The sequence below is a fragment of the Billgrantia campisalis genome (genome assembly GCF_022341425.1).
Classification (GTDB): domain Bacteria; phylum Pseudomonadota; class Gammaproteobacteria; order Pseudomonadales; family Halomonadaceae; genus Halomonas; species Halomonas campisalis.
On the sequence record NZ_JABFUC010000001.1, the window covers coordinates 173,745 to 199,162 of the forward strand.

The 25,418-nt window shown below is 62.9% G+C and carries 23 protein-coding genes; 14 read left to right on the forward strand and 9 right to left on the reverse strand.

Going from position 1 to position 25,418, the window contains the following annotated elements; translation table 11 throughout:
* A complete protein-coding gene (leuC, locus tag HOP52_RS00755; protein WP_238974959.1) occupies positions 1-1,452 on the reverse strand; it encodes a 3-isopropylmalate dehydratase large subunit in 1,452 nt (483 codons plus the stop codon).
* A gap of 303 nt (positions 1,453-1,755) precedes the next feature.
* Here leuC and HOP52_RS00760 point away from each other — a divergent pair, with 303 nt between their 5' ends.
* Both HOP52_RS00760 and HOP52_RS00765 read left to right on the forward strand, forming a co-directional pair.
* Positions 1,756-2,664 carry a LysR family transcriptional regulator gene (locus HOP52_RS00760; protein WP_238974961.1) on the forward strand — a complete coding sequence of 303 codons (909 nt, stop codon included), beginning with the start codon at positions 1,756-1,758 and terminating at the stop codon, positions 2,662-2,664.
* A gap of 48 nt (positions 2,665-2,712) precedes the next feature.
* Positions 2,713-4,056, forward strand: a complete 1,344-nt coding sequence (locus HOP52_RS00765; RefSeq protein ID WP_238974963.1) for a hypothetical protein — start codon at positions 2,713-2,715, stop codon at positions 4,054-4,056.
* Here HOP52_RS00765 and HOP52_RS00770 read toward each other — a convergent pair.
* Positions 4,038-4,553, reverse strand: coding sequence for a zinc ribbon-containing protein (locus HOP52_RS00770; protein ID WP_238974965.1), 516 nt, complete (start codon positions 4,551-4,553; stop codon positions 4,038-4,040). The genes HOP52_RS00765 and HOP52_RS00770 overlap by 19 nt on opposite strands.
* Positions 4,554-4,762: 209 nt before the next feature.
* Here HOP52_RS00770 and leuS point away from each other — a divergent pair, with 209 nt between their 5' ends.
* The 8 genes from leuS (at position 4,763) to HOP52_RS00810 (ending at position 12,725) form a co-directional block, all read left to right on the forward strand.
* A complete protein-coding gene (leuS, locus tag HOP52_RS00775) occupies positions 4,763-7,345 on the forward strand; it encodes a leucine--tRNA ligase (RefSeq protein ID WP_238974966.1) in 2,583 nt (860 codons plus the stop codon).
* 26 nt (positions 7,346-7,371) lie between these two features.
* On the forward strand, positions 7,372-7,854 hold the full coding sequence (locus HOP52_RS00780) for an LPS-assembly lipoprotein LptE (protein ID WP_238974968.1): 483 nt from the start codon (positions 7,372-7,374) through the stop codon (positions 7,852-7,854).
* Between the two features lie 57 nt (positions 7,855-7,911).
* Positions 7,912-8,970: a DNA polymerase III subunit delta gene (gene holA, locus HOP52_RS00785; RefSeq protein ID WP_238974970.1), complete on the forward strand. Its 1,059-nt coding sequence runs from the start codon at positions 7,912-7,914 to the stop codon at positions 8,968-8,970.
* Positions 8,971-9,063: 93 nt separating this feature from the next.
* The gene (locus HOP52_RS00790) at positions 9,064-9,588 is read left to right on the forward strand and encodes a hypothetical protein (protein WP_238974972.1); all 525 of its coding nucleotides are present in this window, start codon (positions 9,064-9,066) and stop codon (positions 9,586-9,588) included.
* Positions 9,585-10,706 (forward strand): GGDEF domain-containing protein, encoded by a 1,122-nt coding sequence (locus HOP52_RS00795; RefSeq protein WP_238974976.1) that lies wholly within the window; start codon positions 9,585-9,587, stop codon positions 10,704-10,706. The genes HOP52_RS00790 and HOP52_RS00795 overlap by 4 nt, the downstream gene beginning before the upstream one ends.
* Positions 10,707-10,860: 154 nt before the next feature.
* Positions 10,861-11,256 carry a PA2779 family protein gene (locus tag HOP52_RS00800; RefSeq protein WP_238974978.1) on the forward strand — a complete coding sequence of 132 codons (396 nt, stop codon included), beginning with the start codon at positions 10,861-10,863 and terminating at the stop codon, positions 11,254-11,256.
* A gap of 76 nt (positions 11,257-11,332) precedes the next feature.
* Positions 11,333-12,226: a PA2778 family cysteine peptidase gene (locus HOP52_RS00805; protein WP_238974980.1), complete on the forward strand. Its 894-nt coding sequence runs from the start codon at positions 11,333-11,335 to the stop codon at positions 12,224-12,226.
* 58 nt (positions 12,227-12,284) lie between these two features.
* Positions 12,285-12,725, forward strand: a complete 441-nt coding sequence (locus HOP52_RS00810; protein ID WP_238974983.1) for a DUF488 domain-containing protein — start codon at positions 12,285-12,287, stop codon at positions 12,723-12,725.
* Here the strand turns inward: HOP52_RS00810 and HOP52_RS00815 are convergent.
* Positions 12,692-14,023: an O-antigen ligase family protein gene (locus tag HOP52_RS00815; RefSeq protein ID WP_238974985.1), complete on the reverse strand. Its 1,332-nt coding sequence runs from the start codon at positions 14,021-14,023 to the stop codon at positions 12,692-12,694. The two genes, HOP52_RS00810 and HOP52_RS00815, sit on opposite strands and share 34 nt — an antisense overlap.
* A gap of 275 nt (positions 14,024-14,298) precedes the next feature.
* Between HOP52_RS00815 and HOP52_RS00820 the strand changes: the two genes are divergently transcribed.
* The 4 genes from HOP52_RS00820 to HOP52_RS00835 all read left to right on the forward strand — a co-directional run bounded on the left by HOP52_RS00820 (position 14,299) and on the right by HOP52_RS00835 (position 18,558).
* Complete coding sequence (locus HOP52_RS00820) at positions 14,299-16,317, forward strand: polysaccharide biosynthesis protein (protein ID WP_238974987.1); 2,019 nt, start codon at positions 14,299-14,301, stop codon at positions 16,315-16,317.
* Positions 16,318-16,370: 53 nt separating this feature from the next.
* On the forward strand, positions 16,371-17,657 hold the full coding sequence (gene tviB, locus HOP52_RS00825) for a Vi polysaccharide biosynthesis UDP-N-acetylglucosamine C-6 dehydrogenase TviB (RefSeq protein ID WP_238974989.1): 1,287 nt from the start codon (positions 16,371-16,373) through the stop codon (positions 17,655-17,657).
* A 94-nt stretch (positions 17,658-17,751) separates the two neighbouring features.
* On the forward strand, positions 17,752-18,261 hold the full coding sequence (locus HOP52_RS00830; RefSeq protein WP_238974991.1) for a lasso peptide biosynthesis B2 protein: 510 nt from the start codon (positions 17,752-17,754) through the stop codon (positions 18,259-18,261).
* Positions 18,262-18,285: 24 nt separating this feature from the next.
* The gene (locus tag HOP52_RS00835; protein WP_238974995.1) at positions 18,286-18,558 is read left to right on the forward strand and encodes a PqqD family peptide modification chaperone; all 273 of its coding nucleotides are present in this window, start codon (positions 18,286-18,288) and stop codon (positions 18,556-18,558) included.
* Between the two features lie 21 nt (positions 18,559-18,579).
* Here HOP52_RS00835 and HOP52_RS00840 read toward each other — a convergent pair whose 3' ends face one another.
* The 6 genes from HOP52_RS00840 to HOP52_RS00865 form a co-directional block, all read right to left on the reverse strand.
* Positions 18,580-20,400, reverse strand: a complete 1,821-nt coding sequence (locus tag HOP52_RS00840) for an ABC transporter ATP-binding protein (protein WP_238974997.1) — start codon at positions 20,398-20,400, stop codon at positions 18,580-18,582.
* Positions 20,401-20,422: 22 nt separating this feature from the next.
* Positions 20,423-21,616, reverse strand: a complete 1,194-nt coding sequence (locus tag HOP52_RS00845; RefSeq protein ID WP_238974998.1) for a nucleotidyltransferase family protein — start codon at positions 21,614-21,616, stop codon at positions 20,423-20,425.
* A gap of 130 nt (positions 21,617-21,746) precedes the next feature.
* Positions 21,747-22,715 (reverse strand): D-2-hydroxyacid dehydrogenase, encoded by a 969-nt coding sequence (locus HOP52_RS00850; protein ID WP_238975000.1) that lies wholly within the window; start codon positions 22,713-22,715, stop codon positions 21,747-21,749.
* Between the two features lie 44 nt (positions 22,716-22,759).
* Positions 22,760-23,596, reverse strand: a complete 837-nt coding sequence (locus HOP52_RS00855; protein ID WP_238975001.1) for an aldolase/citrate lyase family protein — start codon at positions 23,594-23,596, stop codon at positions 22,760-22,762.
* Complete coding sequence (locus HOP52_RS00860; RefSeq protein WP_238975003.1) at positions 23,593-24,303, reverse strand: sugar transferase; 711 nt, start codon at positions 24,301-24,303, stop codon at positions 23,593-23,595. Before HOP52_RS00860 ends, HOP52_RS00855 begins: the two co-directional genes overlap by 4 nt.
* A complete protein-coding gene (locus tag HOP52_RS00865; protein ID WP_238975411.1) occupies positions 24,249-25,406 on the reverse strand; it encodes a glycosyltransferase family 4 protein in 1,158 nt (385 codons plus the stop codon). Before HOP52_RS00865 ends, HOP52_RS00860 begins: the two co-directional genes overlap by 55 nt.
* Between the last annotated feature and the right edge of the window lie 12 nt (positions 25,407-25,418).

Genomic DNA, 25,418 nt, shown 5'->3' on the forward strand with positions numbered 1-25,418 from the left:
TCAGGCCTCCTGTACCTGGGCATCGTCATTGGCGGCGAGCTGCCTCACGTCCACGAAGTGGCCGGCGATGGCGGCGGCGGCGGCCATGGCCGGGCTCACCAGATGGGTGCGCCCGCCATAGCCCTGGCGCCCCTCGAAGTTGCGGTTGGAGGTGGAGGCGCAGTGCTCGCCGGCACCCAGCTTGTCGGCGTTCATGGCCAGGCACATGGAGCAGCCCGGCTCACGCCATTCGAAGCCCGCCTCGATAAAGATCTTGTCGAGCCCTTCGGCCTCGGCCTGGCGTTTCACCAGACCCGAGCCCGGCACCACCATGGCGAGCGCGATGGAATCGGCGACCTTCTTGCCACGGGCGACCTTGGCCGCCTCGCGCAGATCCTCGATGCGCGAGTTGGTGCAGGAGCCGATGAACACCTTGTCGAGGCGGATATCGGTGATCTTCTGCCGGGGCGCGAGCCCCATGTACTCCAGCGCCCGGGTGTAGCCGCGCTGCACGGTCTCGTCGGGGGCCTCGGCGGGGTCGGGCACCTCGCCGGAGATCCCGGTGACCATCTCGGGGCTGGTGCCCCAGCTGACCTGCGGCTCGATCTCGGCAGCGTCCAGGGTCATCACCTTGTCGAACTGGGCATCGTCATCGGAGACCAGGCCGCGCCAGTCGGCCACGGCGGCGTCCCACTGCTCGGCGGTGGGCGCATAGGGGCGGTCGTGTAGGTAGTCGATGGTGGTCTCGTCCACGGCGATCAGGCCCACCCGGGCACCCGCCTCGATGGCCATGTTGCAGACCGTCATGCGACCTTCCATGGAGAGGTCACGGATGGCGCTGCCGGCGAATTCGATGGCATAGCCGGTGCCGCCGGCGGTGCCGATCTTGCCGATGATCGCCAGCACGATGTCCTTGGCGGTGACGCCGGTGCCCAGCTTGCCTTCGACGCGCACCTGCATGTTCTTCATCTTCTGGGCGAGCAGGCACTGGGTGGCCAGCACGTGCTCCACCTCGGAGGTGCCGATACCGTGGGCGAGCGCCGCAAAGGCCCCGTGGGTGGCGGTGTGGGAGTCGCCGCAGACCACCGTCATGCCCGGCAGGGTGGCGCCCTGCTCGGGGCCGACCACGTGGACGATGCCCTGGCGGGCGTCGTTGATCTTGAACTCCTCGATCCCGAAGGCTTCGCAGTTGTCGTCCAGGGTCTGGACCTGGATCAGCGACACCGGGTCCTTGATCCCGGCGTTGCCCTCGGCGCGCTCCTTGAGCGTGGTGGGCACGTTGTGATCCGGGGTCGCCAGGTTGGCATCCAGGCGCCACGGCTTGCGTCCGGCCAGGCGCAGCCCCTCGAAGGCCTGGGGCGAGGTCACTTCGTGGAGCAGCTGGCGGTCGATATAGATCAGCGCGGTGCCGTCGTCGCGCTCCTTGACGAGGTGCTGTGACCACAGCTTGTCGTAGAGTGTCTGGCCTGCCATATCGTTTCTCCCGGGCTCTTGGGCCCTTTGCGTGTCCGGTCTATCTCAGTGCCGCACTAGCATCGCGGCTTTCCCGGCGACAGGCCTATGAGGAGGCGCTGTGAATACTTCCCTGTACGCTACCGATTCCTTCCCTGGAATCGGACCTCCTCTTCGGCCTGTCCCCGGCGCCGCTTACTCATGCAGCGACTATCAATCGCGGCCCTTGGCCCTTGATGTCATCAAGTCTCACGCGGCTCGCCCATAAAATCAATTCATGTTATTTATCCATTGGATTCCAAATGGGAATAGATAGGAGCGCGCGTGGATACCCAGAGCCTGCAGGCCTTTCTCGCCGTGGCCGACAGCGGCAGTTTCTCGCGGGCCGCCGAGCAGCTGCACCTCACCCAGCCGGCGGTCAGCAAGCGCATCGCCGTGCTCGAGGAGCAGGTCGGCGCCCGGCTGTTCGACCGCATCGGCCGGCGCGTCGGCCTCACCGAGGCGGGACGCGTGCTGCTGCCGCGGGCGCGCCAGATCCTGGTGATGGTCGACGACAGCCGCCGGGCGCTGGGCAATCTCACCGGCAATGTCGGCGGTAGCCTGACACTGGCCACCAGCCACCATATCGGCCTGCACCGCCTGCCGCCGCTGCTCAAGGCCTACACCCGCGACCACCCGGAGGTGCGCCTGGATCTGCATTTCCTCGACTCCGAGCAGGCCTATCAGGGGGTCCTCGACGGCGAGCTGGAGCTAGCCGTGGTGACCCTCGCCCCCCGGCCGGACCCGCAGCTCGAGGCGGTGCCAGTATGGGTCGACCGGCTCTGCTTCGTCTGCGCGCCGGACCATCCCCTGGCCGCCCGCGGTCGGCTGGCCCTGCACGAGCTGTGCGCCTTCGACGCCGTACTGCCCGGCCCACTGACCTTCACCCGCACCCTGATCGAGGCGCGCTTCGCCGCGGCCGGGCTCTCGCTGCCGGTGGCGCTCTCCACCAACTACCTGGAGACGCTGAAGATGATGACCGCCATCGGGCTGGGGTGGAGCCTGCTGCCGGAGCGCCTGGTCGCCGGCGAGCTGCATGAACTGGACGTGGAGCATCCCCCCATTCATCGCCCGCTGGGCTACCTGGTCCACCACAGCCGTACCCTCTCCAACGCCGCCCGGGCCATGCTGGCACTACTCGACGAGGCGCGCGAGCCGGGGGCGAAGGCTCCATCCAGCGACGATATTGGTTAGACTGCTTATTTTGTCGTCCGCCGACCGCCCTGCTGGAGCCCACCTGCCGTGACACGATCCGACACCGACTCGCCAACGCCGCATCGCCGCCACGCTCTGGCCGGGGCGCTGCTGCTGCTGGGCCTGGTGGCACAGATCGCCGGTTTCGCCGGGGTGTCACTCCTGCCGCACCTGGTCGGCTACGCGCTATGGCTGGCCACGGCGCTGCTGTGGCGCGATATACCGCGCCGCACCCGCTGGCAGGCCGGGGCACTGGCCGGGATCGGGCTGGGGCTGCTGGTCATCGCCCAGCTGCGCTATGATGCCGCGATCGAATGGCCGGCGATCCTCGACGGCAACACCTATGTGGTGGCCATGCTGCTGGGGGTAAGCTTCATCGGCCTGATCGGCAACCGCAGCGGCTCCACGCGACCGCTGGGACGGGCGATAACCGGGATACGCGGCACGGCCGGTACCTGGCTGGGGGTGCACCTGCTGGGCACCATCCTGAATCTCTCGACGGTGTTCATGATCGGCGACCGGCTGGCCCGGCGCGCCCCACTGACCACGCCCCAACTGCTGGCGCTGAACCGCGGGCTCTCCAGCGCCGCGCTCTGGTCGCCCTTCTTCGCCTCCATGGGCGTGGTGATGACCCTGGCCCCGAGCATGCAGTACACCCAGGTGTTGGCCGCGGGGCTGCCGCTGGCACTGATCGCCGGCCTGCTCACCACGCTGGAGCTATCGCGCCGCTTCGATCTCAGTGAAACCGCCGGCTTTTCGCTGTCACCGCGCAGCCTGCTGATGCCGGTAATCATGGCCGCGCTGGTCATGCTGTTTCACTACCGCCTGACCCCGACGCTCTCCATCGTCAGCATCATCACCTTCCTGCTGCCGGCCGTGGCGCTGGTCAGCAACCTGCCGTCCGGACCGCGCTGGACCCTGCATCGGGTGCGTCAGCACACCCTGGTGCGCCTGCCCGCCATGCGCGGCGAGGTCGCCCTGTTTCTCTCGGCGGGGCTGCTGACCCTGGGATTATCGAACCTGATCGCCGCCGCCACCGGCAGTGAGTGGACGCTCTTCGCGCACTTCGGCGCCGGACAGGCGATTATCAGTTTCCTGGCCATCGTCGCCAGCGCCGTGGTGGGCCTGCACCCGATCATCGGCGTCTCGGTGCTCGCCTCGATGCTCGACCTCGCCCCCGACCGGCAGACGCTGTTCGCCTTCACGGCACTGGCCTCCTGGGCGGTGGGCACCTCGGTGGGGCCGCTGTCCGGCATCAACCTCTCGCTGCAGGGGCGCTACGGCATCAGCGGCTATCGCATGATGCGCCACAACCTGGGCTATGCGGCCGTGATGACCGCGCTGGTGGTGGTGGCGATCATGGTGCTGGAGGCCTACTCCGACACTCGATAGAAGTAGCGGTGCCCGCACTTGTGGCAGGGCTCGATGCGCGCCACCTGCTCGAGCTGGACCACGGCATCGCAGTGCACGCAGGCCATGCGCCCCGGCACCGCCATTTCGCCTTCGCAGTAGTCGGCGCGGGACGCTTCCAGGTCCTCTTCGAAGCGCAGCCGCTCGACCTTGCTGCGATCGGCGATGGAGAACAGCGCCTCCACCACCTTGCGCGACAGCTGATCCAGGTCGATGCCCAGCCAGGTGGCGACGCTGTGCCCGCCGGCATTCAGGTAGCGGCGCATGTCGACCAGGTCACGCTCCACCCAGGCACGCAGCAGGGACAGCTCGTCCTTGGTGAACTCCTCCAGCTCGGCCTCGAACTCCACGGCGTCGTCGAGTTCCTGCTGCAGGTTTTCCCAGGTCAGCTCCTTGGCGCCATCGCGCAGTCTGTCCAGCATGCGCTCGTAGCCTTCGCGCAGCCGGTGTTCGCGATGCGGGTCGGGACGTTCACTCATGGCGTTCTCCTTGCAACAAGCTTGCTCGCGGGACGGGCATGGCCGGCCCCGCCGGTCTGGGGTATCCTTGGGTACCATTTAGACGACATGTCGCCGTCAGTTCAACGTTTTATCGCTTTCAAGCGATCAACGACTGACGCCGGACGCCTCATTCGACCCGCGCAGCGTCCAAGTGCTGCGCCCGACGCTCAAGGTACTCTCGAAAACCGATGGACGCACAGTACAAGCCCTTCGATATCGAACGCGACGCCCAGCAGTACTGGGACAAGAATCAGTGCTTCAAGGCGGTGGAAGACGCCAGCCGCGAGAAGTTCTACTGCCTGTCGATGTTCCCCTACCCCAGCGGCAAGCTGCACATGGGGCATGTGCGCAACTACACCATCGGCGACGTGGTATCGCGCTATCAGCGCATGCAGGGCAAGAACGTCATGCAGCCCATGGGCTGGGACGCCTTCGGCATGCCGGCCGAGAACGCCGCCATCCAGAACCAGGTACCGCCGGCCAAGTGGACCTACGCCAACATCGACTACATGCGCGACCAGCTCAAGGCGCTGGGCTTCGCCTATGACTGGAGCCGCGAGTTCGCCACCTGCGACAGCGACTACTACCGCTGGGAGCAGTGGTTCTTCACCAAGCTGGTGGAGAAGGGCCTGGTCTACAAGAAGATGGCCACCGTCAACTGGGACCCCGTCGACCAGACGGTGCTGGCCAACGAGCAGGTGATCGAGGGGCGCGGCTGGCGCTCCGGCGCGCTGGTCGAGCGCAAGGAGATCCCGCTGTGGTTTCTCAAGATCACCGACTACGCCGAGGAACTGCTCGCCGACCTGGATAAGGTCGAGTGGCCCGAGCAGGTCAAGACCATGCAGCGCAACTGGATCGGCAAGTCGAAGGGCGTGGAGATGGACTTCGCGATCGCCGACCATAACGGCGAGGCCCTCGAGCCGCTGCGCATCTACACCACCCGCCCCGACACCCTGATGGGCGTGACCTACATGGCCGTCGCCGCCGGCCACCCGCTGGCCAGGGCCGCCGCCGAGGGCAATCCCGAACTCGCCGTCTTCTGCGAGGAGTGCGCCCACGGCGGCACCTCGGAGGCCGAGCTCGCCACCATGGAAAAGAAGGGCATGGATACCGGCTATCAGGCCATCCATCCCATCAGCGGGCGCCGCGTGCCGGTCTATGTCGCCAACTTCGTGCTCATGGAGTACGGCACCGGCGCGGTGATGGCGGTACCCGGCCATGACCAGCGGGACTGGGAGTTCGCCACCCAGTACGGCCTGCCCATCGAGGCGGTGATCGCCGACGAGAACGGCCAGGCGCCGGACCTCTCCGAGGGCGCCTACGTCGAGTACGGCACCCTGATCCACTCCGGCGAGTTCGACGGGCTCGACTTCCAGGCGGCCTTCGACGCCATTGCCGAGCGGTTGCGCCAGCAGGGCCATGGCGAGGTCAAGACCAACTTCCGCCTGCGCGACTGGGGCGTGGCCCGCCAGCGCTACTGGGGCGCGCCGATCCCGGTCAAGTACGGCCCGGAAGGCCAGACCGTGCCGCTGACCGACGAGGAGCTGCCGGTCGCCCTGCCCATGGAAGTGACCGTCGACGCCACCGGTTCGCCGCTCAAGAAGATGCCCGAGTTCTTCGAGCTGGGCGACGGCTGGACCCGCGAGACCGACACCTTCGACACCTTCATGGAGTCCTCCTGGTACTACGCGCGCTTCTGCTGCGCCGACAACCACGAAGCCATGCTCGACGAGCGCGCCGACTACTGGCTGCCGGTGGACCTGTACATCGGCGGCATCGAGCACGCCATCCTGCACCTGCTCTACGCGCGTTTCTTCCACAAGCTGATGCGCGACTTCGGCCTGGTCAACTCCGACGAGCCCTTCCAGCGCCTGCTCACCCAGGGCATGGTGATCGCCGAGACCTATTACCGCCCACAGCCGGGCGGTGGCAAGGAGTGGTTCAACCCGGCCGACGTCGAGGTCAAGCGCGACGACAAGGGGCGCCCGCTGAGCGCGGTGCTGATCACCGACGAGCAGCCGGTCGAGATGGGCGGCATCGAAAAGATGTCCAAGTCCAAGAACAACGGCGTCGACCCCCAGTCGATGATCGACCGCTTCGGCGCCGACACCGTGCGCCTGTTCATGATGTTCGCCGCCCCGCCGGAGCAGTCGCTGGAGTGGTCCGACGCCGGTGTGGAGGGCGCCCACCGCTTCCTCAAGCGCCTGTGGCGCCTGGTCAACGACCACCTGGCCGCCGGCGAGCCGGGCGAGCTCGACGTGGCCGCCCTGAGCGAGCCCCAGCGCGAGCTGCGTCGCAAGACCCACGAGACCATCAAGAAAGCCAGTGACGATATCGGGCGGCGCACCACCTTTAATACGGCCATCGCCGCGGTGATGGAGCTCTCCAACGCCCTGACCCGCTTCGACGACCCCTCGCCGCTGGGCCTGGCGGTGGCCCGCGAGGGGATCGAGGCCTGCGTGCTGCTGCTGGCGCCGATCACCCCCCACGCCTGCCACGCGCTGTGGCGCGAACTGGGTCACGCCGAACCGGCCATCGATGCCACCTGGCCCAGCGTCGACGAAGCCGCCCTGGCCCGCGACACCCTCGAGCTGGTGGTCCAGGTCAACGGCAAGCTGCGGGCGCGCCTCGAGGTCGCTGCGGATGCGCCCAAGGCCGATATCGAGGCCCAGGCACTCGCCGCCGAGAACGTCCAGCGCCACACCGAGGGCAAGACGGTGCGCAAGGTGATCGTGGTCCCCGGTAAGCTGGTCAATATCGTGGTGGCGTGAGTCCACCACGGCACAGGGAGCCACCCATGCAGCGACGCACCTTGCTTAGCCTGGGCCTGGCCGGCGCCGCCGGCCTCGCCCTCTCCGGCTGTGGCTTTCGGCTACGCGGCTTCGACACCCCCGACACGGGGCTCGAGGAACTCAGCCTGGCCGGCCCCGACAGCGAGCTGGCGCGGCGGGTCGCCGAGCGGTTGGAAGCCGCCGGCACCCGGGTGCATGACCAGGCCCCGCTGATACTCAACCTCGGCGCCGAATCCTTTGGCGAACGTCGGCTCAGCGTGCTCGACAGCGGCCCGCGTGAGATCGAAAGCATCCTGACGGTGCCCTTTTCGGTGCAGAGACGCACCGATGGCGCCTATCGGCTATCCCAGCAAACCCTCGAGGTCAGCAACCGCTTCACGATCAGCGACGCCAACCTGCTGGCCCAGGAAGAGATCCGCGAGGACGCCCGTGAGCGCCTGCGCCGCGAGGCCACCCGTCAGCTGCTCGACCGCCTGCGCTCTCTATAAAATAAACTCTCAATTCAAGGGCTTCCGGATCACCCCGATGGTAAGAGGACGTGCTCGTTGAAAGTCTTTCCCGACAAGCTGCCCGAAGCGCTGAGCCGTAAGCTGCCGCCGGTGGTGATCGTCGCCGGCGACGAGCCCCTGCAGCACATGGAGGCCTGCGACGCGGTGCGCGCAGCAGCCCGCGCCCAGGGCATCGAGGAGCGCGAAGTCCTCCACGTGGAGGCCAACTTTGCCTGGGGACGGCTGCGCGAGTCCGCGGCCAGCCTGTCGCTGTTCGCGTCAAGCAAGCTGATCGAGCTGCGCCTGGGCAGCAACAGCCTCGGCCAGGAAGGGGCCAAGGCGCTCAAGGAACATGCCGAGCAGCTGCAGGGCAGCGACGATGTGCTGCTGATCAGCATGGGCAAGCTCGACTACCGCCAGCAGAAGAGCGCCTGGTTCAAGGCATTGGACAAGGTCGGCCTGTTCGTCCCCGTCTGGCCGGTGGATATCGCGCGACTGGGCTTCTGGCTGCGGGACCGCGCCGGCCGCCACGGCCTCAACCTCGACCTCGACGCCGCCCGCCTGCTCGGCGAACGCACCGAGGGCAACCTGCTGGCCGCCGACCAGGAGCTACAGAAGCTGGCGCTGCTGCTGCCACCCGGTGCGCGGGTCGGCCCAGCGCAGATCGCCGGCGGCGTGGAGAGCAGCGCCCGCTACGATGTCTTCACCCTGATGGACGCCTGCCTCAAGGGCGAGCGGGCGCGAGTGTCGCGCATCATGGCCGGGCTGCGCGGCGAAGGGGTCGAGGCGCCGATCGTGCTCTGGGCGCTGGCCCGGGAGCTGCGCACCCTGCTCTCCCTGCACCAGCACCTGGACCAGGGCCAGAGCTTCGAGCACGCCTGCAAGGCCCAGAAACCGGCCATCTTCGACAAGCGCCGCCCCGCCTACCAGCAGGCCATCAACCGCCTGCCGCTCAAGCGGCTGCACAAGCTGCTGCTGTTTGCCCAGCGCCTGGACCTGGCGATCAAGGGCGCCAGTCCCCTCCCCGCCTGGGATGGCCTCCACGACTTGGCGCTCACCCTGGCCGGGGGCCGCGGGCTACTCGCCGAACTTCCCTCCTCATACCGAGTAGGGTGACTGCTCTGATATAAAGCGTTAACTCTGCGTCATATAATCGGCTTAGAATCCTGCCAATATCCCACTGAAGATCACAGCCCGGGAGTTACCCGCATGCGCCGCCTCTTTCGTCTAACGCCTTCACGGGCCGCCCTCTTGACCGGCCTGCTAGTGATGTTCGCCATGACGGCCGCCCAAGCTGCGGCTACCCCCAGCGCGCTCACCCCGTCACAGGATGACACGCCGATACTCACGCTACACAGCGACAACGAGCGCCGGTCGGTCAGCCGTGCCGAGATCGAGTCATCACCCCTCTACGAGGTGACGCTGCAGCACTTCGAAGGTATACAGGGGAGCTTCGCGGGCGTCTGGCTGGACGATTTTCTCGATGCCCAGGGCCTCGGCGACGCCGGCACGCTGCGGTTTATCGCTCATGACGACTATACCGTCTTTCTGAGCCCCGAAGACCGCGATGCGAGGCGTTACCTGCTCGCTACACGCTTGGATGGCGAACCGCTCACCCTCACGGAGTTCGGCCCCAGCATGCTGATCGTTCCCGCCGATGCCGAGGCCGTTGAAGCCGGCACGGCGAGTATGACCCACTGGATCTGGTCGATTCGAGACATCCTGGCCCAATGAGTGAACGCCAACACCTGGCCCTAAGGTGGCAGCTGGCCCTGGGGTTCACCCTGTTGGCGGGGGTCTGCGCCCTGGCGATCGGCCTCTACGTGGCCAATGCCCGCCAGCACGTGGGGGCCAACTACACGGCGCTGGTGGCCGACGTGGTGCGCGCTCAGCAGCACCCCGTATTGCTTCGAGATGCTCTGGACAGGCTGCACGAACCATCCCCACAGGCGCATCAAGAGCGCCTCGACAATCTGCTGTGGCGAATACCGCAGCATATTGAAGGCGTCACCCATGGCCTCGAAAGAAGCCAGCTTGATCCGGCCGACTATACGGCACCGCTCGACAGGTTGCGTGGCGTGAAAGAACAGCTGCCTGAACTGCAACGGCGAGTCGACGAGATGCTGGCCGGTGTCCCCCCGGACGAGCTGAGGCGACTCGGTTACCTCATCGAGAACGACCTGGCTCGTGCCTATAGCGAGCTCAATGAGCTCATCCACACCGCCGCCGGGGAACAGCGCCTCATCATGGAGCGCCTGACACTTGCCATCGGGGTGCTCGTACTGCTGTCCCTGCTGGTGGTCGGCGCGCTGATGCTCGCCCTGCTGCGCCTGAATCACCAGCGGGCCGCCGTGGCACGCCTCAGCCAGATGGATGAACTCACCCGGCTTGGCAACCGCCGCCACCTGCTGGAAGCCGCCGAGGTGCTGCACCAGCAGAGCCGCCGCAACGGCCAGCCGCTGAGCCTGGCACTGCTTGACCTGGACCACTTCAAGCGGCTCAACGATACCTACGGCCACCCCGCCGGCGACCGCGTGCTGGTAAGATTCGCCGAGGCACTGAGGGAAGAGACACGCCAAGCCGACGTTATCGCTCGCATGGGCGGGGAGGAGTTCTGCGTGCTGATGCCCGACACCCCCGCCAGCGGCGCCCTGGAGCTGGCCGAGCGAATCCGAAAGCGGATCGCCGCCCTCTCCCATCAGGAACTCGGCATACCGACCTCGATCAGCGTTAGCCTCGGCGTGGCCACAGGGGATGGCGAAAGTTCCAACTTCGACAGCCTCTACTCGCGCGCCGACCACGCCCTCTACCTGGCCAAGGCCAACGGCCGCAACTGTACGCAGGTGGGGTGAAGGGAAAATCGCCTGCAAGGGCATGAAATTTCACGCCATTTCCGCCTATACTGCATGGGCATCGTGAGCACACCTCCTTTCAGCTCGGGAAGGATACCGAGTGGGGATCATTCAGGAGCCGGAAGATCATTCGACCAAAGTAAGGAACCCAACGATGAAAAAGCTCTGCCGTATTCTCAGCCCGCTGCTAATTCTTGCCCTGGTGCTGGGCAGCCTGTCGGTGTCCGCCGCCCCGCTTGCACCGGGCAGCGATCTGATCTCCACCCAGGCAGCGCTCTCCGCCGAGCGTGCCGATAGCGACCGCGAGCGGATTCATGAGGTCCTGGCCCGTGACGACGTTCAGGCGCAGCTGGTGGCCCAGGGCGTGGACCTGGACGAAGTGGAGGCTCGCGTGGCGGCGTTGTCCGATGCGGAAGCCCGCCAGATGGCGGACCAGCTTGAAGAGATGCCCGCGGGAGCCAGCGTGGTCGGCGCCCTGTTTGCCGTCTTCGTGATCCTGCTGGTTACCGACATCCTCGGCCTGACCAACGTCTTCCCCTTTACGCGCTGAAGCCGTACGCATGCCTGATGCAATCCCTCAGCGCATCGCTCGACTTATCAACGCCCGCCTAGCGGGCGTTATCGCATTGGCGTTCGCTTTTCTACTGATAACCGGCTGTGCCACATCGCCAGCGTTAAGCGAAACCGCCCAGCAGCAGCTGCCGCGCCAGTCACAACTGAGCGATGTCCCCTTCCACGCCCAGCGCGACTACCAGTGCGGCCCGGCCTCCCTGGCCATGGTACTCCACGCCGACGGCGTCGACGTGGAGGTCGACACCCTGATCCCACAGGTCTTTCTGCCCGGGCGCGAGGGTAGCGTCCAGCCGGAAATGCTGGCCACCGTGCGGCGCCACGGCCGCATTCCCTTTGTGCTCGACACGAGCTTCGAGGCTCTGGTGACCGAGTTGGCCGCCGGTCGGCCGGTGGTGGTGATGCAGAACCTGTCGCTGCCCGCCTGGCCGCTGTGGCACTACGCCGTGGCGATCGGCTACGACCTCGACACCCGGGAGATGACCCTGCACAGCGGCGAGGAAGCGGCGCGCATCGAGTCCTTCCGCCGCTTCAATGCCACCTGGGCCCGCAGCGATCGCTGGGCCTTCGTGGCATTGCCACCGGGCGAGCTTCCCGAGGGAGTAGCGGAGGATCGCGCCCTGGAAGCAATCGCCGATTACGAGCAGGTTCAGGGAGCGGCAGCCGCCCTGCCCGCCTGGGAGGCCCTGGTTGGCCGCTTCCCCGATTCGGCCCTAGGGCACTTCGCGCTAGGCAACGCCCGCTACGAACTGGGAGACATCGAAGGCGCCATCGAAGCGTTCGAACATGCAACGGACATCCACCCCGACCTCGCCGTCGGCTGGCTGAATCTGGGGCTGGCACTGCAGGAACAGGGCCAACGGGACGCCGCGCAAGAGGCGCTGACACGCGCCGCTACCCTGCCGGGACGCTGGCAGGCTAAGGCCGAAGCCGCCTTGGGTGCACAATGAGCCGTGTCCGTTTATGGTAAGTCTCAAGCGCTAGAAGGAATGGGGAAAGGAGCAAACCATGGCTTACGATATCGTCCTGAAGCGGGTCTACAGCGAACCGAGCCCGGAGGATGGGGCCCGCGTACTGGTCGACCGCCTGTGGCCCCGCGGCAAGCCCCGCGAGAGCCTGGCGCTTACCGACTGGTACCGGGACGCCTCCCCATCGCCGCTGCTGCGACGCCAGTATCACCAGGGCGAGATCAGCGGCGCGGTGTTCGCCGCGCGCTATCGCGGCGAGCTGCGCGACGCCCCGGACAGTCTCCTGCCACTGATGCGCCACGCCCGCCGCGGCCGGCTGACGCTGCTCTCCGCCGCCCGCAATCTCGACGACTCCCACCTGCCGATCCTGCATGACATGTTGATTAAGGCCCTGCGCGAGGAGGACGCCGCCGATCTCGAGCCGGCCTCGCCGCCATGTTTTGGCCATCAGCTCGACGATTCCGGTGCGGCCCGTTCATGAGGGAGTGACAGCCGGCGCTCATGGGCCCGCAGCGCCACCCAGCAGGCCACGCAGAGCCCCAGATAACCGCTCAGTCCACGCACGTCGCGCAGCATCGACTGGGTCAGGCCAAAATCGATGAAGGCTACCGGCACCATCATGCCCGCCGCCGCCAGCACCTGAGTGCCCGGGTCCGCCCCGGGGCGGCGTAAACGTCGCCAGCACAGCCAAAGCGGCACACCGTAGAGCATCAATAGCCCGGTCAGCCCCACCACGCCTCGCCTCGCCATAGTATCGATCACATCGCTGTGCAACTGATCGTGTCGCTCCACCGCCGCTGGCAGCCTTCCTTCTAACACCAGGTCGTGGATGGCCATCTCCATCCGCCCTTCTCCCCAGCCCAGCCAGGGCCTTTCCCGAACCAGCAGGATGCCACCGCGCCACATCTCCAGGCGCGCGCCCACCGAATTCGCGCGCGTTTCTCCCTGCCAGTATTGCTGAACATTGGTCACTGCCTGCACTATTCGATGACTCACTCCGGTGTGGGGTACAGCCGCGGCCACCAGCAGCACCAGCACGACTAAACCCGCGAGCCCATAGCGCCAGCGCGACGGGACCAGGTCTCGCGCCGCGCGGTAGGCCAGCAGCAGCAGGAACGGCACCGCGATCCAGCCTCCTCGTGTGCCTGAGAGCAAAGAGCCCAGCATGCCGCTCACCGCAGCCAGTAACGCAGTCCCGAGCAGCACCCGGCTACGCGGATACCCGCGACGCAGGCACCAGAGCGCTGCCAGCAGCGAAAGCGTGCCCAGCAGCAGGGATAAATTGCCGAAGGGGATGGCGTTCATCGCATTGCTGGCCCGGGAACGTCCCAGCACCAGCCGCTCATAAAGCGCAATGCTGCCCGCTCCCAGAGCACCCGAGCACACCGCCCACCACAGCAGCCTCGGGCTGGGCGGGTAGCGAAGCAGCCATACCAGCAGCGCCGTCGCCAACAGCGGCCATAGCGGCAGCAGCACTCTCTGGTTACCCTCTCCCACCGGCCAGTGCCCGGTACGCCAAACATCCAGCAGCCAGAGTCCGCCATAGGCCAGCAACACCAGCACCAGCCAGGCATCGTCCCCCGCACGGAGCAGGCTACGGCGTGCCCTGCTTGTGCCATGGTCTTCGCCGGTCAGCCACAGGACACCGCTGCCTAGCACCATCACGGCCAACGCCAGCAACGGCACCACCGCATAGGCCATGTGAACCACGATCAGCAGTGCCACAAATGCGAACAGGAGCACCCCGTTGAGGCCTTGCCAAATCTCCCCATGCCGCATTAGCGACTCCTACAGTGTCAGCACTTTTTTATGAAAAGATATCAGGCTTTTCCTGAGATTTATCCCCTATCCATGTTATCTAAAGTCATTACGACAACGGCATAAAAACCATCTTGGTCAACACCTCAACATCTCTTACTATCAACTTATATCAATTACATAAAATTACACAGCTTTAACATATACGATCAATTACGGCAAAAATCAAGAATCCAGGAAAAGAAACAAACAGAACGGAAATCAATCCCTCTACATGGACTAATTGAGGAGAAAACATGGGACGGCTACTTGCGCAAGCCTTTCGCTTGAATCGCAGGATCAAGCGCATGATACAGATCATGGCCGACATATTTCTTCTATCGGCTAGTTTCATATTGGCCCTGATTCTAAAGACCGATAGTGTGTCAGCGCTGGCAGAACCTCAAGCCTGGCTCGCTCTGCTGCTGGCCCTTCCCATTACGCTATTAATTTTTATTCGTTTGGGTTTCTATCGCGCCGTCATCCGCTATATGAGCCTGCGCGCCCTACATACACTTGCATTCGGAATTGGCCTCTCAGTAATCCTGTTACTGATCGCCGGGCAGCTCACGGGCCTTAGTCTTGCGCCTTCATTCCTGGTCATCTATGGAATTCTTGCCATGCTAATGGTTGGCGGAGTACGCTTTTTATTGCGCAGTCTTTACCGCAATCAACTGATTCGTTACAAGACGCGGGTCATCATCTATGGGGCTGGCGCTGCAGGCTCTCAACTGGCCAACTCGCTACGGCAGGGCAGTGAATATGTACCCGTCGCCTTCGTTGACGACTGGCGTGGCATGCATGGCACTCAGGTGGAAGGACTGTGGGTCTATCCGACCAGCAAGCTGCCGGAGCTTATCGACAACTACGCAGCCGAACGCGTTCTGCTCGCCATGCCCAGCGTACCGCGCAGCCGACGCCGTGACATTCTCCAAGCGCTGGCCCCCCTGAACGTCCCCATTCTGACCGTTCCCGGCGCCGAGGATGTGGTCAGTGGACGCGCCCATATCCAGGATATCCGTGACGTGGCCGTCGAGGACCTGCTCGGCCGCGACCCGGTGCCGCCGCAGCAGGAGCTTCTGGATGCCAACATCCGGGACAAGGTGGTCATGGTCACCGGCGCCGGCGGCTCGATCGGCTCGGAGCTCTGCCGCCAGATCCTGCCGCTGCAACCCCGTCGCCTCCTGCTGGTGGACAACTGCGAATACTCGCTTTACACCATCGAAGCAGAGCTAAAGCAGCTTGCCACCCTGGAGGGCCTGCCCAGCGTCATCGAACCCTTGCTCGGTTCGGTGCAGCAAAGAGGCCAGCTAGAGAGTGCCATGCGCGCCTTCCGCGTGCAGACGCTCTATCACGCCGCCGCCTATAAGCACGTGCCCATGGTCGAGTACAACGTTCTCGAAGGCGTGCGCAACAATGTCTTCGGTACCCTGGAAACCGCCCGCGCCGCCCTATCGGCCGGCGTCGAGACCTTTGTGCTGATCTCCACCGACAAGGCGGTCCGCCCCACCAATGTAATGGGCACGACAAAACGCCTGGCAGAGCTGATCTGCCAGGCATTATCTCACACCCAATATGTAACACGTTTCTGCATGGTGCGTTTTGGCAACGTGCTGGGATCATCGGGCTCGGTCATTCCGCTTTTTCGAAAACAAATCGCTCAGGGCGGCCCCATAACCGTGACCCATGAGGCAATCACTCGCTACTTCATGACCATTCCCGAGGCCGCCACGCTGGTACTTCAGGCCGGCGCCATGGGCAAGGGTGGCGATGTCTTCGTTCTCGACATGGGCAGCCCGGTGAAGATAGCCGATCTGGCCCGAGAAATGGTACGACTTTCCGGCCTGAAAGTGAGGGATGATGCCAACCCAGAAGGGGATATCGAGATCCATTTCACCGGCCTGCGACCCGGGGAAAAGCTATATGAAGAGTTGCTGGTGGGTGAAAATGACACCGCCACCACGCATCCACGCATCCTTACCGCCCGCGAGAGTTGTTGGGAATGGCCACGCCTCGAGGCACTTCTCGATCGCCTCAAAGCGGCAACCGAAAGAGGCGATCTAGCCGAAATTCGCCAGATCATGCTCGAGGCCCCCACATCTTATGCACCACAAAGCCCTATCGTCGACCTGATCTGGCTCGAACATGACAAGAACCCGGTAACTGCTCTACAAGCCCCGGTCTCGCCCAATTTTCAGACACATTCCCACACCGAGTCCAAGGCACTGGAACGATTAAAAGCCGCCACGTTTTCTCTCTTAAAGGGGCCCCTCTAGGATCTTTTCCACGCAAGAATAACTCACGCGATTTCGGTTGAGGACGGGCACTGATGAGCATCAAACTCAGCGTTAAAAACGCCAAGGTGGCCATCATCGGCCTGGGGTATGTAGGCCTGCCGCTCGCCGTGGAGTTCGGCAAGCGCTACCCCACCCTAGGTTTCGATATCAATGCTCAGCGCATTGTCCAACTGCATGATGGCATCGATACCACCCTGGAAGTAGAATCCAGCCAACTACGCCAGGCCAGTCAGCTTCGCTTCACAAGCGACGTGGAAACACTGCGTGACTGCAATGTCTATATCGTCACCGTGCCTACCCCCATTGACCATCAGCACTGCCCGGACCTAACGCCTCTGATCAAGGCCAGCGAGACCATCGCGAGTGTGATATCCCGGGGGGATATCGTCATCTACGAATCAACGGTGTATCCAGGCGCCACTGAGGAAGAGTGCATTCCGGTGATCGAAGCGGCCACGGGCCTGACCTACAACGTCGACTTCTTTGCCGGCTACAGCCCCGAGCGCATCAACCCCGGCGACAAGGAACATCGGGTCACCGCTATCATAAAGGTGACCTCGGGGTCGACGCCCCAGGTGGCGGATTTTGTCGATGAACTCTATGCCTCGATCATCACCGCCGGCACCTTCAGGGCGAGTTCCATTCGTGTGGCCGAAGCGGCCAAGGTCATCGAGAATACCCAGCGGGATGTCAATATCGCCCTGATCAATGAGCTGGCGATGATATTCAATCGCCTGCATATCGATACCGAAGAGGTCCTGCAGGCAGCGGCGACCAAGTGGAACTTCCTTCCCTTCCGACCCGGCCTGGTGGGCGGCCACTGCATCGGTGTCGACCCTTACTACCTGACCCACAAGGCGCAGCAGGTCGGGTACCATCCAGAAGTAATCCTCTCGGGGCGGCGCATCAACGACGGCATGGGCGCCTATGTGGCCGGCCAGCTGGTCAAGCAGATGATCAAGCAGTGCATTCAGGTGCAGGCCGCCAGGGTGCTGCTGATGGGGTTGACCTTCAAGGAAAACTGCCCGGATCTGCGTAATACCCGGGTCATCGATATCATCCACGAATTGGCTGACTTCAATGTCACGGTAGATGTCTTCGACCCACACGCAGACAAGGACGAGGCTTTGCTGGCCTATGGTATCCGACCCCTGGACCAGCCCGACGAGGGCGTTTATGACGCCGTGATCCTGGCCGTGGCCCATCGTGAGTTTGCGGACCTTGGCACCGCGCGGATTCGCAGTTGGGGAAAACACCAGCATGTGCTCTATGATCTGAAGTACATGCTACGCAATGGCGATGCCGATTTGCGGCTATAACGCTAGCTGTTTCACCGCAGTTAGAGCGCTAGGAACGGAAGCTTGAGCGACGGGGCGCTACTTTGCCTATACTGCCTTAAGTGGTCAAAAAGCCATGAAACAAGCCAACAGCTCTGGACGAACCATGCACTCGGTTGTCAAATTCCGTCGGCTCACCGGGAACCGAAAACAGCTGCTAGGTGAGGCCGCTCTGCTGCTGCCGGCCGCGTGGTTTCTGGTCCGCGCCCTACCGTTTCGCTGGTGGTCGAGCCGCCTGGGCACCTCGGTCCCCGGAGAAGTCGACCCTGCCCAGGCCGCTTTCGATGCCCGTTCCCTTGATATTACCTGGGCGCTCAAGGCCATCAACCGCCGCGTCGGTGGTCGCTTTACCTGCCTGATGCTGGCCATGGCGGCGCAATGGATGCTGAATCGACGCGGCATTTCCAGCAGCCTGGTGTTGGGCACCTGCAACGAGCTCAACGACCGCCAGGAGCTGGACTTCAAGGCACACGCCTGGCTGCGGGTAGGAAGCCACACCGTGCTGGGCCAGCACGGTGGCCGGTTCACTGCCGTCACCAGCTTTATCAAAACACCCGGCCACAACGCCTCCGGCCACTCGCCATAACAACCTCACTCTGAAGGACCGACCATGAACCTGGACACCCGAGTCAAGCGCCAAGACGAGCCGCTCTCTTCCCACGTCGACGATGAGCTGGTCATTTTCAGCGCCAGAAAAGGCATGTACTACGGCACCCAGGCCGTTGGCAAGCGTATCTGGTCGCTGATCGAGCAGGAAACCACCATCGCCGAGATCCGTGATCAACTCCTGGAGGAGTTTGACATAGACCGCAATACCTGCGAGCGTGAATTGTTAGCCTTTCTCGGCCAGCTGCAGCAGGAGGATCTGATCAGAGTCAGTTAACGCCGCTGTTCAAGCACCCGCTCAGGCATCCACTTCCCGGTAATGGTGTGCCTGTCGGCTGAACAGATCACAGTACATGCCCTGCTGCCGGATCAGCTCGTCGTGAGTGCCCCGTTCTCGAATTACACCTTGGTCCAACACATAGATATAGTCCGCCATGCGCACCGTCGACAGCCGATGGCTGATCACCAGAGCGGCCCGATGATCGATGCGTTCACGGAAGTTATCGAACAGATCGAACTCCGCCCCCGGGTCCAGGGCGCTGGTCGGCTCGTCGAGAATGATCACGTTGGAACGATGCATAAAGGCCCGTGCCAGGGCGATCTTCTGCCACTGCCCGATGCTGATCTCCTGGCCACCGTCGAACATCCGGGTGAGAGGTGTGTCGTATCCCGAAGTGAGCTCCTGAATAAACGGATCGGCACCGGCCTTGACCGCCGCCGCCTCGACCGACGGCGTGTCGACCGGCTGGCGAATGTCTCCGAAGCGGATATTCTCCCGGGCCGTGGCAGCAAAACGACCATAGTCCTGGAAGATCACGCTGAACACACGGCGGTACTCTTCAAGGCCATACTCACGGATATCCACACCATCCAGGGTGATCCGCCCGGAGGTCGGATCGTAGAGGCGACATAGCAGCTTGATCAGCGAGGTCTTGCCGGAGCCGTTGGCACCCACCAGGGCCACAATCTGGCCGGGGCGGATACGCAGATTGATATCACGCAGCACCGGCTTGTCGGTCCCCGGATAGTGAAAACCGACCTGCTCGAAGCGGATCCCCTCATGCATTGGCTCCGGCACCGGCAGTGGGCGCACCGGCTCGGCGATTGCCGGGCGGATATCGAGAAACTCGAACAGCAGCCCCACGTACAAATGATCCTCATAGAACTGTGACAGCTGCCTTACCACCTCTTGCCCCATCGCCTGGGCGCGCTGGAAGATCAGCAGGAATAGCACCAGATCACCGACGCTGTTGTGCCCCAGCGAGGTCTGCCACGCCAGGTAGGCCAAGGCGCCAAAGAACGCGAGAGTGGCGATACTCGCCACGGCCAGCTCGACCTGTGTGCGCCTCTGAGTGATGCGCATGCGTTCACGGCGTATCACGCCACGCAGATCGGAATAGCTCTCGCGCAGGTAGTCCCCCAACTGGTTGAGGCGTAGCTCCTTGGCATTGATATCGGACGTCATCAACCAGTCGAGGTAGCCGGCCCGCCGCTCCATCTGCGTGCGGTGGCGCTGCCATTCATAGAGGTGGCGGGTAAAGTGCAAGCGCACCATTAACGCCGGCACGATGGCGATCAACAGTACCGGCAACAGTAGCCAGTTGATGGTGATGATCAACACCACGATGGCGGCCAGCATCAGGCCGTTCTTGATCAGCATCATCAGGTTGCCGACGACCTGCACCGGGCGCTGGTTACCCGCCTGGCGTGCCCGCTGCAGCGTGTCGTAGTAGCGTGGGCTTTCGTAGAAGGCCAGGTCGGCCCTCACCGCCCGGGCATGGATTTCCCGGTCGATATGGTCTGCCACCAGAAGCCCTTGCGCTTCCCTGGCCAGGCCCGACATGGCCCGCGACGCCAGATAGGCCAGGGTACACCCGCCGGTGAGGGCCACGTACCGCAGCACCGAGCGGATGCCTTCGACGGGCGCGTCGCTACCCAACTGCTGGGTGACCACATCCACCAGTTGCTTGAGCATAAACAGCACCGCCAACCCGAAGGCCACTTCAAGGGCCATCAGCAGGGCGCCGAGAATCGTCCACTTCCGGCTGCTTTCCCACAAGAGTGGCAGGATGCGGCGCAGGGTGTATAGCGGCGCAATGAGTGCTTGGACCCTTGACATGGCCATTCCTTTGCTTGTTTCGCTATGCCTTGGACAGACCAAGGCGGCGTATCGCTTCGCGAAATGGGCGAACAGGACGATATACCCATTGCCAGCGGTTCGGAAGTGGCCAATTTCGATAATCCGTATAGCTAGGGCGAAAGATTCGTACCCAACCAAAAAACTTCCAGCGCAACCAATGCCAGCGGTTCGCTTGCCAAGCGAAAGAAAAATCAGGAGTGGCTCTAGACCTACTCAACGCCTGCTCCACCGCATAGTCCCCCTGAAGTGCCGTCAGACAAGCCTCTAGCAACTGTCTACCCTGAGCCGACATCGGCTGACTGCCTGGGTTTGGAGACGCCAACGCTTCGTACAATTCCAGCGAGGCTTTGACAGTTTCAGTCAAGTTCCGCTTTTCTGCACAGGCATAGACATCATTCAAATCAAAAGAGGGATGCCGTTTAACCGCATCAAGATCCACCAGCCAGTGCAAATGCGACCAGTGGTGCTTGGTATGATGTAAACAAATATAGACAAACAGCTCAGCCGTAGGCATGACGGGAATTTCAATATCTTCAAATACAATGAATTCGGCAGTCGACAGTAGCTCTTCAGTTTTGTAAACCGTCCCGGTGTAATCAATGCGTTGATGAAATTCCACTACGACTCCCTGAGGTGTCATCAGGGTGATAACCCCTTGTACACGAGCCAAAAACTCTAGGCTGGTACGATCGGTTTCCAGCTGCTTGGGGTCACACGGGATATAGCCCTTCTTCAAGGCGGCCTCAAGCAGCTCGACCATTCGTTCATGAGGCACGAGGACATCAATATCACGGGAAAAACGCATCGCGGGCTCATCGTAGTAACGTGCTGCCAAACTGTGCCCCTTGAAGAAGATCGGGAGAATCCCAAGTGGCTCAGTAAGCTCTTTAACCAGTTTGCGCTGTGTGGAAGCGACCAAAAGGTAATGTTGCGCTACTGTCAGACACTGATACTTCATATCCTCAAATTCATTCGGCGAGATATTCTCCGGCGCAAGCTGCCACAGGTGCCGATAAACCAGCGGCAGCACGAAGCGCTGTCTCGCTTGATCCGTTAGCTTCGCCCAGTCGTCAATGCGGCTACATAAGGCCAACACAGCCTTCTCCTGCTCAATCGTAAGTTCCAGCCGAGACAGCAAAAGAAGAAGCTGAGATGAAGGATCAATTTGAGAGAATTCTTTGGAGATGGCCGACATACAGAGGCTTTCCTCACTTTACTTTCCTTGATGAAGCAGATGACTCAGAAAACTTTAGCAGGCGATATGGCATCGGATGTGTTCTGGTCGCCACCGTTAGAAATCGCGAAATCATGTAGAACAAGTCTGGCTAATACCCTGCCTTCACATCAATCTGGTTTGATATTGGCCTTCCTGCCATCTGGTCATGTAAAGACTGAAGGAACACGTCCAGCGCCCGCTTCAGATAGTGCGGCGTGGTGCCCGCAACATGCGGTGTGATCAACACATCCTCGCGCTGCCACAGCGGTGAATCTTTTGGCAGCGGCTGCTGCTCGAACACATCCAGCGCAGCCCCCTTGAGGGTGCCTGCATTCAGCGCCTTGAGCACCGCATCGCCCTTGACCACGCCCCCGCGGGAGATATCGATCAGCACCGCGCCGGGCTTGAGCCTGCCCAGCAGCTCGTCATTGACCAGCCCCCGGGTTTCCTCGGTCAGCGGCAGGCAGCAGATCAGGAAGTCCGTGCGGGCAAGCTCCGACTCGATCTCGGCCAAGGACACCACGCGGTCCACCTGCTCCACCGGGCGCAGGTTTCTCAGGGTGCCGGCCACCTGCATATCGAAGGCCTTGGCGCGCCGGGCCAGGCTCTGTCCGACATGCCCCAGGCCCAGCACGGTCAGCTGTTTGCCAGTGAGCCCATCCAGCCAGAGGTGCTGCCACTCGGCGTGACGAGCCTGCTGGTGAAAGCGTCCGAATTGCTTGGTGAAGTAGAGCATGGCCCCAATGGCATATTCGCTCATGGGCGCCCCGTGCACGCCACTACTCTTGGTCATAATCGGCCGGGTCTTGTCGAAATCCATGGCCCAGATCTTTTCCACGCCGGCGGAGAGAAAGTGAACCCAGCGGTAGTCGGTAAGCCGCCCCAGGGCCTGGGGTAGCCAGGGCAAGGTGGGCGCAATCACCACATCGAACACGGCCCCTTCCGGCACTGCCTCCGCGCTGCCGGCGAACTCAATGCTGGCCTGGGGTAGCGCCGCGCCCAGTTGGGCAACAACCCAGGCCTTCTGCTGCTCGAGCACATCGGCCTTCTGCAGGAACAGCAGACGGCGCACCTGCATGGGCTTTCTCTGCGTGGGCTGTATTGAAGGGCCACTGAGTATCGTCATGTATCCACTTCCCGACTTCCTAGACGGAAGGCGCTGCGTGCCAGCTGCTGCTGGTTGGCCAGCAGTTCCCCAGGCGTGGCCTGCCGCCAATGGGCCTCGGCCTCGCGCAGCCTGCCCAGCTCAGCGGGAAAGTCCAGCGACTCGAGCAATTGCTGAGCCGAACTGGCCCCCTGGTGAAAGGCGCGGGAAAGAATTACCCACTGCGAGCCCAGGCGTACATGTTCGCCGAGCACCGTTTCTGCGGGCAATTCGCCCTGGCCAATCCGTGCAATGCCCCCAACCCCCCAGCGAATGCCGGTTGACGTTAACAACTCTGCGGCAGGGTCTAGCAGTCGACCGGCCATTGGCTCGAACAGGAAATTGAGGCCCATGCCCAGGGAAAGATCGTTCAACCCGATATGCACCTCATCGCGGCCGGCCTGCAGCATCGGCAACCAGTGGGGCAGACGCACCAAGGCCTGCGGGGTTTCGGCTAGGAAGGTAACAGGAGCACGGCCATCAACCAGAGACAGAAAGCGCTCCACCTCGCGTCGGCTGGTGAACATCGGCAGCATCAGGCGCTGCGCCCCGCAGTCAAGCGCCGCCACGATTTCCTCGCTGCTATGGGGATTCAGCGGATTCAGACGCACCATGAGTTCAGCCTGGCGCAGCACTTTAGCTACCGCAGAGATCTCCTCCAATGAGTGGGCGGCCTGGTGGGTATCCAAATCCCTTTGGCGTTCCGCCTTGCCCAGTACTTCCTGGTCAAGGAAGATGCGCGCAACACCGTGATGCTCAATGAAAACCGCCACCTCCGGGCTGGCGGTGATCATCATGAAGTGGAGCTGACTCACGAATGCCCCTCCTCAACCTTTTCAGGCTCCGGCTCATGGCAAGCCAAGGCGGCGGTGACGTCTTCATCCAACGGAGGGCGACCGCCGAGGCTATCACGATAGGCGCGCCAGTTGAGCCCTTCCCCGCCGTAGATGCCGCTACCCAGCAGCACTACCTTTATAGTTTGCAGGATGATGCCCAGATCGTAGAGGAAGTGATGGTTCTCGACGTATTCGGCATCATAGGCCAGCTGCTGCAACCAGCCCAGGCTGCGCCGCCCACGCACCTGAGCCAGGCCGGTGAGCCCCGGGCGCACAGAGAAACGCTTCATATAGCCCGGTGGTACCACTTCCTTCTGCTCCATCAGCACCGGTCGCGGGCCGACCACACTCATGTCGCCTTTAAGGATATTGATCAACTGGGGCAGCTCATCGAGGCTCGTGGCACGAATAAATTGCCCGGTACGAGTGATACGAAGGTCGCACCCAGTACTGAGTACCTGCTCGGAGTGTTGGTCGATCTCGTCAGAAGCGCGATGAATCATGGTACGGAATTTGACGATGCGAAACGGACGTCCTCCCAGCCCGGCGCGTTGCTGCATGAAGAACACCGGGCCGCGGCTGTCGACCTTGATCCACAGCGCTATCGCCAGCAGCAGCGGCCCCAGGATAATCAGCGCCGCGGCGCTGGAGACGATATCGAAGAGGCGTTTGGCCAGGTTCTCCATGTTGTCAGCTCCATGGCGTCGAGAATCACACGATTAACCTTGTGTACATCGTAGTGGCGCTCCGCCAACTGCCAGGAGGCCTCGCCCATTGCCGCGATGTGCTCGGGCTCCTCCAGGAAGCGACGCATCGCCTCGGCCAGCGGCTGGCTGGTGCGCGGTGGCACCAGAAAGCCGTTGACCCCCTCCTCCACGGTTTCCCGACAGCCGGGGGCATCACTGGTGATGATGGCACGGCCCATACTCATGGCTTCTAGCACCGAACGCGGCGTGCCTTCCCGATAAGAGGGCAGTACAAAAACGGAGCACTCCTTGATCCACGGACGCACATCACTCACCCCACCGACGAACTCCACCACTCCCTCGGCCTTCCAGCGTTCCAGGTCCTCCGCCGCACAGGAGTGCGGCAAATTTGCGTCATGGGGGCCCACAGCGATAAAGTGCGCATCCGGGTAATCGGCCTGGACTTGGCGGGCCGCCTCGCAGAACTCGGCTATGCCCTTCTCGGTCAGCAGCCGGCCGATGAACAGGAAAATGGTTGCCTCTTTCGGCAGCGGCTCCCGAGCAAAGCGCTGCATATCGACACCCGAGCCATAGGTACGTACCGCCTTGCCTTGATCCTTGAGCATTCCTCGATCCATAAATTCCTGAAGATCATCGGGGTTCTGGAAGAACACCTTGCGGTTGCAGGCGATTCCTAGCCGATAGAGCACACCGATGATCTTCTGTAGCCGCCTATTGCGGGCATTCTCGGTAGTAAAGACATGTCCCAGGCCGGTGATCATGGAATAGATGCGCGGCACGCCGGCCAGACGCGCCGCCAAGCTGCCGTAGACCACCGGCTTGATGGTATAGCCGAACACCGCCCGAGGCCGCACTCGACGTAGCAGTGTGCGCAGTGCTAGCAGGTACTTCAGATCGTGCAGCGGATTGATGCCAGTACGCCCCATCTCCACCGGATAGATCGTAATCCCCAACTCCTTCACTTCAGGAAGATAATCGACCGTCGGCACCGCAGCGGCCACACTCAGACCGGCAGCGCGCATATCACGAATCAGGTCACCGCGATTAGCGATCAGGGAGCGGGCGTTCCCAGCGAAAATCATCACATCCAAGAG

Coding starts and splice junctions, on each gene's coding strand:
- HOP52_RS00860 (WP_238975003.1), bottom strand. CDS start 24,303: ATGGAGAACCTGGCCAAACGCCTCTTCGATATCGTCTCCAGCGCCGCG.
- leuS (WP_238974966.1), top strand. CDS start 4,763: ATGGACGCACAGTACAAGCCCTTCGATATCGAACGCGACGCCCAGCAG.
- HOP52_RS00770 (WP_238974965.1), bottom strand. CDS start 4,553: ATGAGTGAACGTCCCGACCCGCATCGCGAACACCGGCTGCGCGAAGGC.
- tviB (WP_238974989.1), top strand. CDS start 16,371: ATGAGCATCAAACTCAGCGTTAAAAACGCCAAGGTGGCCATCATCGGC.
- HOP52_RS00830 (WP_238974991.1), top strand. CDS start 17,752: ATGAAACAAGCCAACAGCTCTGGACGAACCATGCACTCGGTTGTCAAA.
- HOP52_RS00865 (WP_238975411.1), bottom strand. CDS start 25,406: ATGATTTTCGCTGGGAACGCCCGCTCCCTGATCGCTAATCGCGGTGAC.
- HOP52_RS00795 (WP_238974976.1), top strand. CDS start 9,585: ATGAGTGAACGCCAACACCTGGCCCTAAGGTGGCAGCTGGCCCTGGGG.
- HOP52_RS00845 (WP_238974998.1), bottom strand. CDS start 21,616: ATGTCGGCCATCTCCAAAGAATTCTCTCAAATTGATCCTTCATCTCAG.
- HOP52_RS00840 (WP_238974997.1), bottom strand. CDS start 20,400: ATGTCAAGGGTCCAAGCACTCATTGCGCCGCTATACACCCTGCGCCGC.
- HOP52_RS00820 (WP_238974987.1), top strand. CDS start 14,299: ATGGGACGGCTACTTGCGCAAGCCTTTCGCTTGAATCGCAGGATCAAG.
- HOP52_RS00800 (WP_238974978.1), top strand. CDS start 10,861: ATGAAAAAGCTCTGCCGTATTCTCAGCCCGCTGCTAATTCTTGCCCTG.
- HOP52_RS00790 (WP_238974972.1), top strand. CDS start 9,064: ATGCGCCGCCTCTTTCGTCTAACGCCTTCACGGGCCGCCCTCTTGACC.
- HOP52_RS00810 (WP_238974983.1), top strand. CDS start 12,285: ATGGCTTACGATATCGTCCTGAAGCGGGTCTACAGCGAACCGAGCCCG.
- leuC (WP_238974959.1), bottom strand. CDS start 1,452: ATGGCAGGCCAGACACTCTACGACAAGCTGTGGTCACAGCACCTCGTC.
- HOP52_RS00780 (WP_238974968.1), top strand. CDS start 7,372: ATGCAGCGACGCACCTTGCTTAGCCTGGGCCTGGCCGGCGCCGCCGGC.
- HOP52_RS00815 (WP_238974985.1), bottom strand. CDS start 14,023: ATGCGGCATGGGGAGATTTGGCAAGGCCTCAACGGGGTGCTCCTGTTC.
- HOP52_RS00835 (WP_238974995.1), top strand. CDS start 18,286: ATGAACCTGGACACCCGAGTCAAGCGCCAAGACGAGCCGCTCTCTTCC.
- HOP52_RS00850 (WP_238975000.1), bottom strand. CDS start 22,715: ATGCAGGTGCGCCGTCTGCTGTTCCTGCAGAAGGCCGATGTGCTCGAG.